Genomic DNA, 15,218 nt, shown 5'->3' on the forward strand with positions numbered 1-15,218 from the left:
GTATAAGCATAGGCAAAATCAGAAAATGAAAATAGTAATTATAGATTACGGGGCAGGAAACATTCAGAGTATAAAGTTTGCCATTCAGCGTTTGGGCTTTGAGGCCGTGCTTAGTCATGATGTCAAGGAAATCATAGAGGCCGACAAGGTAATTTTCCCTGGAGTTGGAGAAGCCAGTAGTGCCTTGGAAAAATTACGGGCAAGTACATTGGACACCCTTATCCCACAACTAACCCAACCGGTTTTAGGGATATGCCTAGGCATGCAATTAATGTGTAATTCCTCTCAAGAAGGGAATACCAAGGGGCTGGGAATCTTTGATGTTGATGTGGTACAATTTCCCAAAACCGTTAAAGTTCCCCAGATTGGATGGAATCAGATTAGCAATTTGAAATCCGCTTTGTTTCAAGATGTTGTGGAAAATGAACATATATATCTAGTACATAGTTTTTATGCACCTGTGTGTGAAGAAACTATTGCGGAGTCCAATTATGCCGTAAGCTTTAGCGCTGCCTTAAAAAAGGATAATTTTTACGGGACTCAGTTCCATCCAGAAAAAAGTAGCTTGGTGGGGGAGCAGATCTTAAAGAACTTTCTTGTCAACATCAATTAGTGAATAAAATAACACAATGAGAATAATACCCGCAATAGATATAATAGACGGAAAATGTGTGCGCCTTTCCAAAGGCGATTACAACACCAAGAAAATATACAACGAAAACCCGCTAGAGGTAGCTAAGGAATTTGAGGATCATGGCATAGAATTTCTACATTTGGTAGATTTGGACGGTGCCAAGGCACAACACATCGTAAACCATAAGGTATTGGAGCGTATTGCCACCAAAACTAGTTTGAAAATCGATTTTGGAGGGGGATTAAAGACCGATGCGGATTTAAAAATTGCCTTTGAAAGTGGCGCAAACCAAATTACTGGTGGGAGTATTGCCGTGAAGGATCCAGAAACATTTAAAATGTGGATCCAAACCTACGGAGCAGGAAAAATTATCCTTGGTGCAGATGCTAAGGATGAGATGGTAGCGATTTCTGGGTGGACGGAAGAATCGAAGGAAGAATTAATTCCCTTTATACGAAATTATCAAAAGGAAGGTATTCAGTCTGTTATTTGTACGGATATCAGTAAGGATGGTATGTTACAAGGCCCATCCTTCGATTTGTACAAAAAAATCATAGCTAGCTGTGATGCTGAACTATATCTTATTGCAAGTGGAGGCATTTCTACTTTTGACGAGCTTCCCAAGTTGGCGGAACTTGGTTGTGAAGGCACTATAATAGGGAAGGCAATCTATGAGAATAGGATTACATTAAAACAACTGGAAGAATTTATTTTGACTAGTAATAAAGGATAATTATAAAGGTGGCCAACATTAATTTTACAAGTCCAGATTGGATTTGTAACTAGTGGTCCGTAAAATACTATTATGTTGACAAAAAGAATAATTCCCTGTTTGGATATCAAAAATGGAAGAACCGTTAAAGGAGTTAATTTTGTAGATCTCCGAGATGCTGGTGACCCTGTTGAATTGGCCGAAATATACGGCAGAACAGGAGCGGATGAATTGGTTTTTTTAGACATTTCCGCTACTGAGGAAGGTAGGCGAACCTTAGCGGACCTAGTGTTGCGGGTAGCTGAAAAAGTAAATATTCCGTTCACCGTTGGGGGTGGAATATCTTCTGTGGAAGACGTGGATATCCTTTTGCACAATGGCGCTGATAAGGTTTCCATTAATTCTTCAGCGGTAAAAAACCCACAATTGATCAATGATCTGGTCGCAAAATTTGGTTCGCAATGCATTGTTGTGGCCATAGATGCCAAAGAAATCGATGGCGAATGGATTGTGCATTTGGTAGGAGGGAAGGTGCCTACTAAGCTCAACCTCTTTCAGTGGGCCAAAGAAGTAGAGGAACGTGGAGCTGGTGAAATACTGTTTACCTCTATGAATCATGACGGTACCAAGAATGGCTTTGCAAACGAGGCCTTGGCAAAATTATCCTCGGAATTAAACATTCCCATAATAGCCTCTGGAGGTGCTGGTAAAATGGAACACTTTACAGATGCCTTCATTATAGGCAAAGCCGATGCAGCTTTAGCAGCAAGTGTTTTTCATTTTAAGGAAATAACAATTAAGGAATTAAAGGAAGAGCTGCATAGAAATGCAATTCCTGTAAGATTATAAATCGCAATGGGGTAAAAAAGATAAAGGATTGTATACTAATTAACCTTTTACTTACCTTCAATGCACCAATTTTTTAAAAATGACCATAGATTTCAATAAAAACAAGGACGGATTGGTTCCTGCCATAATACAGGACGCTACAACAAAGAATGTGCTTATGTTGGGTTATATGAACCACGAAGCCTATACGCTTACTTTGGAGACCAAGAAAGTCACTTTCTTTAGTCGCACTAAAGGTAGACTTTGGACCAAGGGTGAAGAAAGTGGAAATTTTTTGAACCTAATTGCTATTCAATCAGACTGCGATAATGATACCCTTTTAATAAGTGTTGATCCAGTAGGACCTACTTGCCATAAAGGGACAGACACCTGCTGGGGACAAGAAAATACAAAATCTTTTGGATTTTTGACAGAATTGGAGAAAATTATAGAAAACAGAAAAGCCCAAGCAGAGGGAACAGCCACAATTCCCGAAGGTGAAAAGTCGAGTTACGTTTCCTCACTTTATAAAAGTGGTATCAATAAAGTGGCACAAAAGGTGGGCGAAGAGGCCGTAGAGGTGGTTATAGAGGCTATGGATAACAATGATACCCTTTTTAAAGAGGAAAGTGCAGATCTTCTCTTCCATTATCTAATACTCCTACAGGCCAAAGGATTTAAACTCCAGGATATTGTAGAGGTATTAAAGTCGCGGCACTAATTATTACACACAAAAAAATAAAATAAAGTGTCCAATTCGCATTTAAATTGTTTAATTTATAACTGTGGATTAATTAATTAGAAATAAATTCTATCTTCCAAGATTAGAATTTATATATAAAAAACATAAAGTATAAGCTATGAAATCAAATAGGAGAGATTTTATAAGAAAAACATCCATTGCAGGAATGGGATTGGCAATGGCTCAAGGATGGGCAAGTTCCTTATCCAACAAAAATTTAAATGAGATGCCAGCACCTAGTCTTGGCGCTACGTATATGGGTGGTTTTGCGGCTCCAAAATTGGATACTGTGAGAGTTGCATTTATAGGAGTTGGAGCTAGGGGTTCTGGTCATGCACATCAAATCGCTTCTATAGAGGGCACTGAGGTGGTTGCTATTAGTGATCTTTACGAGGATTTGGCCCAACGTTCTGCTGACAAATGCAAGGAAAATGGAGCTGGTGTCCGACACAAGGATATCAAGCTATACACCAAAGGGGAAAACGATTGGAAAAAGATGCTCAAAAAAGAGAAGCCAGATGCCGTTTTTGTATGTACTCCTTGGAAACTACATGCCCCTATGGCCATTGAAGCCATGAAAAGCGGTGCACACGTTTTTGTTGAAGTTCCCCTAGCATTGACTATTGAGGAAATGTGGGAGCTAGTGGATACTTCAGAAAAGACGCAGAAGCATTGTATGATGATGGAAAACGTTAACTACGGTAGGGAAGAGCTTCTATATTTAAATATGTGTAGACAAGGCGTTCTTGGTGAGCTTCTACATGGGGAAGCTTCTTATATTCATGAACTAAGGTCTCAGATGAACGAAGTAGATCGAGGTACAGGATCATGGCGTACCCCACATTATGCACATCGAAATGGAAATTTATACGCTACCCATGGTTTGGGACCAGTAGCCCAATATATGAATTTGGCGAGGGGCGAGGATAATTTTAAATTTATCAATTCCTTTTCATCCCCAGGGAAAGGACGGAATTTGTATGCCGCGAAAAACTACCCGGCAGATCATAAATGGAACCAGCTCGACTTTAAAGGAGGGGATATTAATACTTCCATTGTTAAAACTATGATGGGTAGAACTATTATGGTACAGTGGGACGAGACCAGCCCTAGACCGTATACCAGACATAACCTAATTCAAGGTACCAAAGGTACCATGCAAGGATTCCCCACAAGAATAGCCTTGGAAGGTGGCTTTGAAGGAGGTCCAAAGGATCATCACACATATGGAGAAGGAGAGCAATTAGATAAAATATTTGAGAAATATGAACATCCTCTTTACCTTAGATTAGGAGAATTGGCCAAAAAAATGGGAGGACATGGCGGAATGGATTTTATAATGCGTTACCGAATTATAGAATGTCTGCGTAATGGCCTACCATTAGATCAAAACTTATATGAAGGCTGCTATTGGAGTGCCGTGGGTACTTTAAGTGAGGCTTCGGTAGCCCAAAATGGTGCACCGCAAGAATTTCCAGATTTTACTAGAGGAAAATGGAAGACCACTGCTCCCTTAGATATTATTAGCTAGTTTATGTAGTATACAGATGAAAAGCCGTTACTTTCCACATTTACCCTAAGAAGGGAAAAGAGGAAAGTAGCGGTTTTTTTATGCGAATCGGCACCCCTTTTAATTGATTATAGTAAATTACTAAACGCTATGCTTTAGGGGTTAGTAATTGTTGGTCAAGCTCCGTAAGTAGTTCTATAGTGCTATTGAAAACTGTTTTACTGTAAAATCTCCCTCTATCCCAATCCGCTGGATTGGCAGCTTTTTCGGCATCTACCAATATATTTTCAATTTTTTCTGACAAATTGGTGCAGGTATTTCCCTTTACTAATTTCAGCAGCTTTTCATAGGATTCCAGAGCCTTTTCCGAATAATAGACTTGATGCTCAAAATTATTGGCCTTTAATGCGCTTTTGGCGTGGTTTAAGGCGTAAGAGGCGGTAGAATAAACTAGTTCGCAATCGTCCTTGGCTGAAGCAGTATTGAATAGTATCAACGAAAAAAAGAGTAGATAAATTTGTCTCATAGGTGGGTAGGTGAATTAGATTTACGTTTACAAAACGCATTATCAGCCTAAATATTGTCATTATTTTCTTTCAAATAGACAGTAGTAAACTATCAAAAAAATCATCGAAATTATGGTTACCGCCAAATGATAAACATTTTTTTTAATTCCAAAGTTGTCCCTTTTACCCAGACAAGCGGAGAATTTTTGCTTGCCAATTGTCCAGAAATTCTATCTAAAATTGAACTATAGGAACACCAATCTATATCGTTGTGAGGGTTTAGTATCCATTCTAGCTTTGTGGGTATATAATATTGATATGATTTAAATTCATCGGAATCAAAATCTAAAATGGAGATCCAACTTCCGGAAATACACTCAGAATTGAATGGGGTTAAATGTGAATTTCGTTTATAAAATGGCGTGAACAGCTGGGATTTAAAACAAACTTGAGGTGTCAATTTAATGGGATCAATGCCGTGGTCGCGCAATGTTTGCGTACCTTCCAAGCTGCGCGACAAAGGCAATTGGTGGGTTTTTAGTTTTTCTTTCTTTAAAACAAATGTGTCCCTGTAGTTAGGACCGATCAATTGTTGGTCCAGTGCATTTTCGCTAGTATCAGTAAGGATATAAAACTTATAGGTGAGCTCTAAATGTATAAGTTGTCCTGTAGTATTATTTTGTACGATAAAATCGATCTCACCTAAACTAATTTTATTTTTTCTTATAGGAATATTATAAGCTAAAACATTATAGGTGTTGGAATGTAAAAGAAGTTGGTGAAAAATAAACTCCATTTGATGGCCCAGTCTTAAGTTTTGTGGGATTTGAGGAAAAAAAGTGTGATCGAGAGTTACTTCTGGAAATGCAAATTGATCCAATCCCTCATAGGCGCCCTGCCAAAGAGGGGGAGTATTGTAAAATGCTTGATAAAGGGAATGGGTTATTCGGTACATAATGATTCTGATAGGTACAATTCGTTAAGTTTTCTTAAAATAGGTACGGGTCTATCCCAAATGTATTAAATTTATAATATGGCGATAAAAAAAAGAAAAGGCTTCCGATTTTCCAATTATGTTGCGCCCAACTTAAGTCCGTTTGAAAAGCTATTTGAAATTTTCAAGGAACTCATCACCCATACCTCGGGAGATGTGGACGAAGCTTTGGATTGGTTAAGGGAATTGGATAAGGAATACGGCCTTACCGATGAGAACTATACGATAGACGACTTTGTAGAAGATCTTAAGGCCAAGGGATATCTACGTGAGGAGTTCGAGAAGGGGGAGAATGATGGTACTGGAACTTCCAAAGCAGATTTGGCCATTACGGCCAAAATGGAGCGAGTAATTAGACAAGCAGCCTTGGATCAAATTTTCGGGAAGATAAAGCGCAGTGGTTCTGGAAATCATAAAACAGGGAAACCTGGAAGGGGAGACGAGCATACTGGAGAGTTTAGGGAATATCGTTTTGGGGATAGTTTGGAACGTATTTCCATGACCGAAAGTTTAAAAAATGCTCAAATAAATCACGGTATTGGTAATTTTAATTTATCTGAAGAGGATCTGGTAGTTGAAGACACTCAATTTAAAGCACAAATGAGTACAGTTCTTATGATCGATATTAGTCATAGTATGATACTTTATGGAGAAGACCGTATTACTCCTGCCAAAAAAGTAGCTATGGCACTTGCCGAACTCATCACCACTCGTTACCCCAAGGATACCTTGGAAATATTGGTTTTTGGAAACGATGCCTGGCCTATTCCTATAAAAGAATTACCCTATTTAAAAGTTGGTCCCTACCATACCAATACTGTAGCAGGATTACAGCTGGCCATGGATATGCTCCGCAGGAAACGAAACACCAACAAGCAGATCTTTATGATAACGGATGGTAAACCCAGCTGTATTAGATTGCCCGATGGTACCTATTATAAAAACAGTGTTGGTCTAGACGATTACATTGTGGAAAAGTGCTATAATATGGCTCGGCAAGCTAGAAAATTGCACATCCCCATTACTACATTTATGATTGCCAAGGACCCTTATTTAACACAATTTGTAAGACATTTTACAGAGGCTAATAGGGGCAAGGCCTTCTTTACAGGACTAAAAGGTCTAGGAGAAATGATTTTTGAAGATTACGAACAGAATAGAAGAAAAAGATTAAAGGGGTAATTAGCCTTAATCATGTCAATTTAACATCCTTGGCTTGATCACGGAACTTAACACCAAAAAAATACTATCAAATTATGAAATTGAACCATACGGAAATTCAAACTATAGGAGCTCTAAAAAAAGCTGGTTATAAAACAAAAAAGATAAAGGATGAATTAAGAGATAATTTAATACATAAAATTAAGTCGGGCCAAGACGCCTTTACAGGGGTATGGGGATATGAGAATTCTGTAATCCCGGAATTGGAAAGCGCAATTTTATCCCGGCACAATATTAACCTTTTAGGCTTAAGGGGTCAGGCTAAAACTCGGTTGGCGCGGTTAATGGTAAATCTCTTGGACGAATATATTCCCATCGTTGCAGGGTCCGAGATCAATGATGATCCCACGGATCCCATTTCTAGGTTCGCCATAGAAATGATCAAGGAGCGGGGAGATGATACCCCAATCAGTTGGATTCATAGGAATGAACGATTTTTTGAAAAATTAGCGACCCCAGATGTTACAGTGGCCGATTTAATAGGGGATGTAGACCCTATAAAGGCAGCAAATTTAAAATTGTCCTATGCAGATGAAAGGGTGATCCATTTTGGGATGATCCCAAGAGCCAATAGAAGTATTTTCGTGATTAATGAGCTACCTGATCTCCAGGCCAGGATACAAGTTTCGCTTTTCAACATTTTACAGGAGGGGGATATACAAATTAGAGGGTTTAAATTGCGCTTACCATTGGACCTGCAATTTGTATTTACGGCCAATCCTGAGGATTATACCAACAGGGGGAGTATTGTTACGCCCCTAAAAGATAGGATTGGATCGCAGATACTCACCCATTATCCAGAGGACATTGCAACCGCCCGTAAGATTACAGAACAAGAATCCAGAATAGATCCGCAACAGCTTGATGCCGTTTATGTTCCGGATCTTGCAAGGGATTTAGTGGAACAAATAAGTATTGAAGCGCGAAAAAGCGAATATGTTGATCCCAAAAGTGGTATAAGTGCCAGAATGAGCATCACCTCATTTGAAAACTTGTTGAGCACAGCTGAACGAAGGATCTTAAAAAATGGGAATACTACTACCCAATTGCGACTGATGGATTTTATGGGGGTAATTCCCTCCATAACCGGTAAAATAGAATTGGTTTATGAAGGAGAACAGGAAGGCGCAGGAAGTGTGGCAGAAATTTTGATCGAAGATGCGGTTAAAACCATTTTTTCGGACTACTTCCCTAAAATAGAAAAATTGGAGCGCAAGGATGTTCAAGGGCCTTATGACGAATTATTGAGTTGGTTCTTTGAAGGTGAGGGGTTCGAGTTGCTGGATGATGACAAAGACGGGGAATATAAAAAGAAACTAGATAGTATCCCGGCCCTAGATCAGCTAATACAAGAATACCAGCCCAATTTTGAAAAAAAGGATATTTACTTCCTAAAGGAATTATTGCTATGGGGTTTGGTGGGCTACAAAAAGTTGAGCAAACAGCGCTTCGTTAAAGGCTATCAGATAAAAGACATATACGGGAGTTTTATAAGTGGTCTTTAGAATAAAAAAAGGAGTTAACTGTGGGAATCAATATGATTGTTTAGATAATCAAAATTATAATTTCCGATTATCCTTTTCCGAATAAAAAAGGCCCAAATAGTACAGATGGCCAAAAAAACCTGTAAACCAAGAATTAAAATTCCCATGGGAAGAAAGGTGCTTGGAATAATATGCCCTTCAAATTTAGTAAACGAACTTAGTAATAATCCTGTTTCGAATATTTCATAAAAATAAACCACAAGTACCCCGTACATCACATATTCTAAATTTTTCATGATCACATCCGGATATTCATTTTCGGAAATCTTAAACCATAGTACATACAGATAAACAAAATGGACTAAAGTAATAATGGGAAAGATAAAATTTACAGCATTTTTAAAATGGAATTGATTGCTGTACAACCCATAAAAGTTAAAAAAAATCAAGACAATCAAAACGTTAACGGATATGGTAAGATTGATTTTAATAGCTCGTAAATTTTTCTTGTTCACCATCTTTATACGGGAATTTTTTAGGAAACTTTAAACATAATTACGATTTAAAAACTGCTTATATGAAAAATATCGTTGAAGAGATGGAATTCTAAGACGGAATAATAACTTCCTGAACTGTGGATGCTAATTTTATCGATCACAGGAAAAGTAAGGAATAGATGCTTGACAAATAATATGAATGATTGTCGCTTTCCACTAATTTTTGAAAATTAATAACTGCAGAATACCCCTTCTCCCTTTTATTAGGCCGAATAGAAAAAGGGGGTATGTTTAACACCAGCGAGCTTGCTCTATTGACGCTAGCCTCAGATCAGCCATTTTTGTTTGATAGAATAATTTGCAAAGGCCACCAGTCCAATCCCAATAAGTATAATAACAATGGGGAATGCCATAGCAGCACTGCCAAGGACTTCAAAAGTATTGCTTAGGAAAAAATGGTAAAGTTGTTGTAGAAGAATGCCTGCCAAGGATAGCATAAAAGCCGTTTTGGCCCATTTTTTTTTCCACAATAACCCAACTGCTCCTGCAAGTCCGGCCCAAACGGCCACTGCATAGCAGGCCGTGGCCCATATAGGTCTAGATTCATAGAGCAATCGCTCTGCTTCTGGTAAGGTCTGTAATGCCTCTGCACTCATAAAAGCATCCATGAGGTATGCAGATACCCCCATTAAATTCCAAATAAGTGCAATTACACCTATAATCCAAAACCACATTGGTGGTTTTACTATTAGTTTTTCTGTCATTTTTGGTTGGTTTAGAGTAATATTGTTGAGGACAATTTACATTAAATTTGGTTACAATAGCTATTAGGTATTTTAATCTGAAACCAATTGGTAACGCAATAAATTATATTGGAAGATAAAATGCATAGAAAAAAATACTACTATTTGGTTCGCGTACAATATTTGGGATTTAGGTTCAGCGGTTGGCAAAAACAACCTCAGCATAAAACTGTGGAGGGAATGTTGACAAAAACGTTAAAATTTATTTTGCCCGACTCAAAATTTAAAATTTTGGGTGCCGGGAGAACAGATGCCAAAGTATCAGCCTTGGATATGGCATTCGAATTATTTCTTTTCGACGATCCTTTGAAGGATATGGACGGTTTTATACGGGACTTTAATACCAATCTTCCTTCAGATATTAGGGTTGTTGGATTGGAAGAGGTAAACCAAGAATTTAATATTATAAAGGACAGTAGGCAAAAGGAGTATGTATACCTTTTTTCATTTGGCGAAAAGAACCATCCTTACTGTGCTCCTTTTTTAGCAAATATTATAGACGATTTGGACATAGACCTAATGATTAAATGCGCGGAGTTGTTTGTTGGTACCCATGATTTCTCGGCATATACAGCACGGTTACAGTCCAATACCAAGGTGGTTAGGACCATTGACTCTTGCCAAATTAAAATAAATACTATTTTAAAGGCCAACTTTTTTCCAGAAACCAGTTATGCCCTGCACATATGTGGAGCGGGATTTATGAGATATCAAATTAGGATGATAATGGGAGCCTTGATTCAAGTAGGGAAAGGGGAACTTCTTGTATCGGATATTAAAGAATCGCTCCTAAATACCAGTACTACCACCCTTACCTATGTTGCACCAGGATCGGGGTTAATGCTAAATAAGTTGGATTTTGATTGAAAAGTAGTATTTGTGAAGAGGTATTAGATTGGTTTACTAAAGTTATGGGGGACATCGTTCGATTTCCCCCCTACAGTTCCGATAGCCATAAGTAGTACGGTTAAATGTTTTAATAAGTGGATAAAGGCGTATTTTGAATGCTTAAATTAGTGATTCATTGGCCAACCAAAGGTATGTTTAAATCAAAAAATAATGAATAAAAAAAAGGGTACGGCAAAGACTACGCAAAAAAAAATATCTAGGAGGGCGGCAAAGATGGGGAAGGCTCCCGGAAGTGTTATCTATATGGGGGATAGGGAAGGGGAAAAGAGTACTGTTAGCGTCCTGGAATACAATGAGCGTCAATTAGAAGAACATGAATTGGATGTCTATAATCCAGAGCATTTTAATAAGATAGTGGCTTTTAAGGATACTCCATCTATTTCTTGGATAGATGTTATTGGCCTAAGTGATGAACTATTTATAGAGAAACTTGGGAATTCCTTTAACCTAAATCCACTTTCTATTGAAGATGCTGTTAATACCCATCAGCGTCCCAAAATAGATGAGTATGAAAATTATATTTTCAGTGTATTTAATATGCTCTATTTTGATGAAAACAATGAGCTTGTAGCAGAACATGTAGCCATTGTTTTAATGGAAAATACAGTACTCGTTTTACAGGAATTAAAAGGAGATGTTTTTAATGGGATTCGCAATAGAATTAATAACAAGACGGGAAGGATAAGGGTAAAAGGTGCCGATTATTTATTTTTTGCCTTATTAGATGCTATTATAGATAACTATTTTGTGATATTGGAGAATGTCAATACCAAAATTGAAATATTGGAGGAGGAGGTATATCAGCACCCTAGACCCGAGATTGCTCAACAGATCCAAGAATTAAAAAAAGAAGTCCTTAAGATTAGGCGTTGGATCTACCCTGTAAAGGAGCTGGTAAGCCGATTAATAGACTCTGAGCATCCATTGATCTCCAAGGACACCAAGCTTTTTCTTCGTGATGCTATGGATCACAGTACGGAAATAAATGAAACATTACAGGTGTATCGGGAGATGTCCATGAGTTTAATGGAAATGTATATTAGCAATATTAGTAATAAGATGAACGAGGTAATGAAGGTACTGACTATAATGGCCTCCATTTTTATACCCCTTACTTTTATAGCTGGAGTATACGGTATGAACTTCGACTACATTCCTGAATTACATTTGCAATATGGTTACTTTTACGTATGGGGTCTTATGATCCTTATTTTTGTGGGATTACTCATCTTTTTCAAAAGAAAACGATGGTTATAAGCGCCCATACATTCAAAAATAATTGTTGGAGTAACATTGCTTACTTTGCCATGGTCATTGGGATCAAATTTCCTGTAAAACCTAAATATTAGAGAAACAGATCAGACGAAAGATACCGGTCTCCCCGATCACAAATAATGGAAACTATGACGCCGCTATCTATGGTCTGGGCCAATTTAATAGCTGCTGCAGCTGCTCCACCGCTGCTCATGCCAGCAAATATTCCTTCTTCCTTAGCCAATCTTTTTGCCATATCTATGGCTTCCTTCTCACTGACCTCTAAAACCGAATCCACTTTTTTGGGATCAAATATTTTAGGAAGATATTCCACTGGCCATTTGCGTATCCCGGGTATTTTGGCATCGTCGCTAGGTTGAACGCCCACGATCTGAATCTGGGAATTCTTTTCCTTAAGAAAAGTTGATGTTCCCATAATGGTCCCAGTGGTACCCATGGAGGACACAAAATGGGTAATTTCCCCTTGGGTGTCTCTCCAGATTTCCGGTCCGGTACTATGGTAGTGGGCTTTCCAATTATCATCATTTGAAAATTGGTTTATCATATAGAATCCTTCCTTTGCTACCTTGGCCTCAGCATAGTCCCTTGCGCCTTCAATACCTACATCTGCTGGAGTAAGCGTTACCTTGGCTCCATATGCCCGCATGGTCTGCACTCGTTCTTTGGTAGAATTTTCGGGCATAACCAATTCTATATCCAGACCGTAAAGACCTGCAATCATAGCTAGGGCAATTCCGGTATTGCCACTTGTGGCCTCTATCAACCTTGAGTTTTTATTGAAATCGCCTCTTTCCAATCCTCCTTTTATCATGCTGAGGGCAGCCCTATCTTTAACGCTACCGCCAGGATTATGGCCTTCCATCTTAAAATAAAGCATTACGTTGGGATTGGGATTAAGTTTTTTGGATACTACCAGAGGTGTGTTTCCTATGGTCTCCAATATGCTATAAGACATGTGGAATAGTTTTTATTTTGATTTCTGGGGAGTGAAAAACAGTTGAGTTGGCCGGTACTGATTTTGTTAACCATGCATTTCCCCCAATTACGGTGTTTTTTCCAATTACGGTTTCCCCTCCAAGTATAGTGGCATTGGCATAAATGGTAACATTATCCTCAATTGTGGGGTGCCGCTTAGTTTTTTGAAGTTCTTTAGCTACATACAGGGCGCCCAAAGTAACTCCCTGATAAATTTTTACGTTATCCTTTATAACGGCCGTCTCTCCTATGACGACACCTGTGGCATGATCAATAAAAAAAGACTTCCCTATCTTAGCCCCAGGGTTAATATCCACCCCTGTCTTTCTATGGGCATATTCCGTCATCAATCTAGGAACAAGTGGGAATCCAGCATTGTATAATTCATGTGCTAACCTATAGATAGCTATGGCATGGAACCCTGGATACGCCATATATACTTCTTCAATTGATAAAGAGGCGGGATCGCACTGAACTATGGCCTGAGCGTCCAGATTTAATTTTTCTAGAATTATCGGCAATTGAACCACATAGTTTTCCCAAACTTTTTTACAGGGCTTATCCATCCGCCAACAGGCTAAATTTACCAATTCATCAAATTCTTTTTCTAGTATATCCAGATTCTCTTCCACAGGAGTATCAATGTCGAACAAGGTGTAAAACATACGATCCGTAAACTGTTCTGTTTTTTCCTTTAAAACAAATCGAAGATTGGGCTGCGTTTTGTGTTCCTTAATATTCTTTATGATCAATGCTTTATTCATTTGCAATATCCTTTATAGGAATTCAAATTTAACCATTATTTTCAAAATTACGAGAAGCCAAATTGGTTAACTTTAGCACAAAGTTAAAGTCAAATGAGTCGTACACAACAGGAAGTCATTACGAAAGAGGTCTTACAAATTTTAGATAAGCTGGAAAACAACAATACCAGGGAGTGGTTTACCGAGCATAAGGCAGCGTTTAAGGAACAGGAGGCAACTGTAAAAAATTTCTTCAAACACCTTATGAATAAATTAAAGCTGCATGATGATATAGAAAAATTAAAGCTATTCCGAATTTACAGAGATGTTAGATTTTCCAAAGATAAAACCCCGTATAAATCACATTTTGCAGCGTCCTTCTCTAGAGCGGGAGTACGCTTAAGAGGAGGGTATTACGTGCAATTAAAGCCTGGAAAATCATTCTTAGCGGCGGGGTTCTGGGAACCGAACAAAGAAGATTTATTACGGATAAGGAAGGAGTTTGAACTGGACAGTTCAGAGATTAGGGCCATTATAAATGATAAAGGTTTAAAAGATGTTTGGGGAGAAATGAAGGGCGATGAATTAAAATTAGCCCCTATGGGATTTGATAAGGAACACGAGAATATCGACCTGATTAAAAGGAAACAATTTATTTTTGTAAAAAATTTCACGGACGAGGAAGTATTGTCCGATAAATTTATGGACGATATAAACAGCGCTTTCCAAAAAATTCGCCCCTATTTTGATTATATGAGTGAAGTTCTTACCACTGATTTAAATGGGGAGTCGGTGTACGATTAGGACAATTGTATGGCAGTTAGTTTTTAGTTGCGCTAAAGCCGTACAAAATCTACGATTATCCTGTCTGTTAATTTAGTTTTAATGTAGCGCAAGAGCTCCGTTTTCAAATAATTGAATTTGGTCCTTTAACCGTTCTATGACAATTTGCATCATACGTTTGTTTAAGGACGATGAATTTTGGATATAAAGCGTGTATTCCTCCTCTGTAAATTACCCTATAATAATGCCTTTAAGGGAGTTTCTAAATTTGATATCCTTCTGAATAGAATTTCCAATAAAATATAATCGATTTTGTAATCCCAATTCATAAAACCCATTTTTGTGTTTGGCGATATAATTTTTAAGGACCAGTACCAATAATGGATTTTGCATTTTAATGATGGGGCGTAATGTTCTGTTTTGAAACTGCTCTCCCAAACTCATATTATCGGTTATTAATGCGGAAGGTATATGAGGTCTAATCTCCAAAAGATAATCTGTTCTATTGCTCATATCTATGGTGTTTTTATAAAGATAAGGATTAGCCTGTTCGGGAAGTGGGTTGGCAGATTATAGTTTTAAACGAGGTTATGAACATTATG

At 38.1% G+C, this 15,218-nt stretch carries 16 protein-coding genes and 1 pseudogene; 10 read left to right on the forward strand and 7 right to left on the reverse strand.

Features of this window, described 5'->3' with window-relative positions; translation table 11 throughout:
• The first annotated feature begins 25 nt into the window (after positions 1-25).
• The 5 genes from hisH to KCTC52924_RS15465 all read left to right on the forward strand — a co-directional run bounded on the left by hisH (position 26) and on the right by KCTC52924_RS15465 (position 4,447).
• Complete coding sequence (gene hisH, locus KCTC52924_RS15445; RefSeq protein ID WP_251805661.1) at positions 26-613, forward strand: imidazole glycerol phosphate synthase subunit HisH; 588 nt, start codon at positions 26-28, stop codon at positions 611-613.
• A gap of 16 nt (positions 614-629) precedes the next feature.
• Positions 630-1,367 carry a 1-(5-phosphoribosyl)-5-[(5-phosphoribosylamino)methylideneamino]imidazole-4-carboxamide isomerase gene (gene hisA, locus KCTC52924_RS15450; protein WP_251805662.1) on the forward strand — a complete coding sequence of 246 codons (738 nt, stop codon included), beginning with the start codon at positions 630-632 and terminating at the stop codon, positions 1,365-1,367.
• Positions 1,368-1,439: 72 nt separating this feature from the next.
• Positions 1,440-2,195, forward strand: coding sequence for an imidazole glycerol phosphate synthase subunit HisF (gene hisF, locus KCTC52924_RS15455; protein ID WP_251805663.1), 756 nt, complete (start codon positions 1,440-1,442; stop codon positions 2,193-2,195).
• Between the two features lie 79 nt (positions 2,196-2,274).
• Positions 2,275-2,895 (forward strand): bifunctional phosphoribosyl-AMP cyclohydrolase/phosphoribosyl-ATP diphosphatase HisIE, encoded by a 621-nt coding sequence (gene hisIE, locus KCTC52924_RS15460; RefSeq protein WP_251805664.1) that lies wholly within the window; start codon positions 2,275-2,277, stop codon positions 2,893-2,895.
• Positions 2,896-3,034: 139 nt separating this feature from the next.
• Entirely contained in the window at positions 3,035-4,447 is a 1,413-nt protein-coding gene (locus tag KCTC52924_RS15465; protein WP_251805665.1) for a Gfo/Idh/MocA family protein, read from the forward strand.
• A 127-nt stretch (positions 4,448-4,574) separates the two neighbouring features.
• Here KCTC52924_RS15465 and KCTC52924_RS15470 read toward each other — a convergent pair whose 3' ends face one another.
• Together KCTC52924_RS15470 and KCTC52924_RS15475 are read right to left on the reverse strand one after the other, a co-directional pair.
• The gene (locus KCTC52924_RS15470; protein WP_251805666.1) at positions 4,575-4,952 is read right to left on the reverse strand and encodes a hypothetical protein; all 378 of its coding nucleotides are present in this window, start codon (positions 4,950-4,952) and stop codon (positions 4,575-4,577) included.
• Positions 4,953-5,068: 116 nt separating this feature from the next.
• On the reverse strand, positions 5,069-5,887 hold the full coding sequence (locus KCTC52924_RS15475) for a DUF1853 family protein (protein WP_251805667.1): 819 nt from the start codon (positions 5,885-5,887) through the stop codon (positions 5,069-5,071).
• Between the two features lie 78 nt (positions 5,888-5,965).
• Between KCTC52924_RS15475 and KCTC52924_RS15480 the strand changes: the two genes are divergently transcribed.
• Both KCTC52924_RS15480 and KCTC52924_RS15485 read left to right on the forward strand, forming a co-directional pair.
• Positions 5,966-7,108, forward strand: a complete 1,143-nt coding sequence (locus KCTC52924_RS15480; RefSeq protein WP_251805668.1) for a VWA domain-containing protein — start codon at positions 5,966-5,968, stop codon at positions 7,106-7,108.
• Positions 7,109-7,182: 74 nt separating this feature from the next.
• Entirely contained in the window at positions 7,183-8,652 is a 1,470-nt protein-coding gene (locus tag KCTC52924_RS15485) for an AAA family ATPase (RefSeq protein WP_251805669.1), read from the forward strand.
• Positions 8,653-8,666: 14 nt separating this feature from the next.
• Here the strand turns inward: KCTC52924_RS15485 and KCTC52924_RS15490 are convergent, their stop codons facing one another.
• Both KCTC52924_RS15490 and KCTC52924_RS15495 read right to left on the reverse strand, forming a co-directional pair.
• The gene (locus KCTC52924_RS15490) at positions 8,667-9,149 is read right to left on the reverse strand and encodes a hypothetical protein (RefSeq protein ID WP_251805670.1); all 483 of its coding nucleotides are present in this window, start codon (positions 9,147-9,149) and stop codon (positions 8,667-8,669) included.
• Between the two features lie 305 nt (positions 9,150-9,454).
• Positions 9,455-9,892 (reverse strand): hypothetical protein, encoded by a 438-nt coding sequence (locus tag KCTC52924_RS15495; protein ID WP_251805671.1) that lies wholly within the window; start codon positions 9,890-9,892, stop codon positions 9,455-9,457.
• Between the two features lie 120 nt (positions 9,893-10,012).
• Here KCTC52924_RS15495 and truA point away from each other — a divergent pair, with 120 nt between their 5' ends.
• Both truA and corA read left to right on the forward strand, forming a co-directional pair.
• Positions 10,013-10,798, forward strand: a complete 786-nt coding sequence (truA, locus tag KCTC52924_RS15500; RefSeq protein WP_251805672.1) for a tRNA pseudouridine(38-40) synthase TruA — start codon at positions 10,013-10,015, stop codon at positions 10,796-10,798.
• A gap of 192 nt (positions 10,799-10,990) precedes the next feature.
• Positions 10,991-12,097 carry a magnesium/cobalt transporter CorA gene (gene corA, locus KCTC52924_RS15505; RefSeq protein ID WP_251805673.1) on the forward strand — a complete coding sequence of 369 codons (1,107 nt, stop codon included), beginning with the start codon at positions 10,991-10,993 and terminating at the stop codon, positions 12,095-12,097.
• A gap of 88 nt (positions 12,098-12,185) precedes the next feature.
• On the opposite strand, the gene cysM is transcribed toward corA, so the two are convergent.
• Together cysM and epsC are read right to left on the reverse strand one after the other, a co-directional pair.
• Positions 12,186-13,070 (reverse strand): cysteine synthase CysM, encoded by an 885-nt coding sequence (gene cysM / locus KCTC52924_RS15510; RefSeq protein ID WP_251805674.1) that lies wholly within the window; start codon positions 13,068-13,070, stop codon positions 12,186-12,188.
• Positions 13,060-13,854 carry a serine O-acetyltransferase EpsC gene (epsC, locus tag KCTC52924_RS15515; RefSeq protein ID WP_251805675.1) on the reverse strand — a complete coding sequence of 265 codons (795 nt, stop codon included), beginning with the start codon at positions 13,852-13,854 and terminating at the stop codon, positions 13,060-13,062. The genes cysM and epsC overlap by 11 nt, the downstream gene beginning before the upstream one ends.
• Before the next feature lie 93 nt (positions 13,855-13,947).
• Here epsC and KCTC52924_RS15520 point away from each other — a divergent pair, with 93 nt between their 5' ends.
• On the forward strand, positions 13,948-14,637 hold the full coding sequence (locus KCTC52924_RS15520; protein WP_251805676.1) for a DUF2461 domain-containing protein: 690 nt from the start codon (positions 13,948-13,950) through the stop codon (positions 14,635-14,637).
• 78 nt (positions 14,638-14,715) lie between these two features.
• Here the strand turns inward: KCTC52924_RS15520 and KCTC52924_RS15525 are convergent.
• Positions 14,716-15,129: pseudogene (locus KCTC52924_RS15525) on the reverse strand (glyoxalase).
• Positions 15,130-15,218: the final 89 nt, after the last annotated feature.

The sequence above is a fragment of the Arenibacter antarcticus genome, assembly GCF_041320605.1.
Lineage (GTDB): Bacteria > Bacteroidota > Bacteroidia > Flavobacteriales > Flavobacteriaceae > Arenibacter > Arenibacter antarcticus.

What these genes read in the sequence shown, in the direction of transcription:
- hisH (WP_251805661.1), top strand. Translation starts at nt 26, where the DNA reads ATGAAAATAGTAATTATAGATTACGGGGCAGGAAACATTCAGAGTATA.
- hisA (WP_251805662.1), top strand. Translation starts at nt 630, where the DNA reads ATGAGAATAATACCCGCAATAGATATAATAGACGGAAAATGTGTGCGC.
- hisF (WP_251805663.1), top strand. Translation starts at nt 1,440, where the DNA reads ATGTTGACAAAAAGAATAATTCCCTGTTTGGATATCAAAAATGGAAGA.
- hisIE (WP_251805664.1), top strand. Translation starts at nt 2,275, where the DNA reads ATGACCATAGATTTCAATAAAAACAAGGACGGATTGGTTCCTGCCATA.
- KCTC52924_RS15465 (WP_251805665.1), top strand. Translation starts at nt 3,035, where the DNA reads ATGAAATCAAATAGGAGAGATTTTATAAGAAAAACATCCATTGCAGGA.
- KCTC52924_RS15470 (WP_251805666.1), bottom strand. Translation starts at nt 4,952, where the DNA reads ATGAGACAAATTTATCTACTCTTTTTTTCGTTGATACTATTCAATACT.
- KCTC52924_RS15475 (WP_251805667.1), bottom strand. Translation starts at nt 5,887, where the DNA reads ATGTACCGAATAACCCATTCCCTTTATCAAGCATTTTACAATACTCCC.
- KCTC52924_RS15480 (WP_251805668.1), top strand. Translation starts at nt 5,966, where the DNA reads ATGGCGATAAAAAAAAGAAAAGGCTTCCGATTTTCCAATTATGTTGCG.
- KCTC52924_RS15485 (WP_251805669.1), top strand. Translation starts at nt 7,183, where the DNA reads ATGAAATTGAACCATACGGAAATTCAAACTATAGGAGCTCTAAAAAAA.
- KCTC52924_RS15490 (WP_251805670.1), bottom strand. Translation starts at nt 9,149, where the DNA reads ATGGTGAACAAGAAAAATTTACGAGCTATTAAAATCAATCTTACCATA.
- KCTC52924_RS15495 (WP_251805671.1), bottom strand. Translation starts at nt 9,892, where the DNA reads ATGACAGAAAAACTAATAGTAAAACCACCAATGTGGTTTTGGATTATA.
- truA (WP_251805672.1), top strand. Translation starts at nt 10,013, where the DNA reads ATGCATAGAAAAAAATACTACTATTTGGTTCGCGTACAATATTTGGGA.
- corA (WP_251805673.1), top strand. Translation starts at nt 10,991, where the DNA reads ATGAATAAAAAAAAGGGTACGGCAAAGACTACGCAAAAAAAAATATCT.
- cysM (WP_251805674.1), bottom strand. Translation starts at nt 13,070, where the DNA reads ATGTCTTATAGCATATTGGAGACCATAGGAAACACACCTCTGGTAGTA.
- epsC (WP_251805675.1), bottom strand. Translation starts at nt 13,854, where the DNA reads ATGAATAAAGCATTGATCATAAAGAATATTAAGGAACACAAAACGCAG.
- KCTC52924_RS15520 (WP_251805676.1), top strand. Translation starts at nt 13,948, where the DNA reads ATGAGTCGTACACAACAGGAAGTCATTACGAAAGAGGTCTTACAAATT.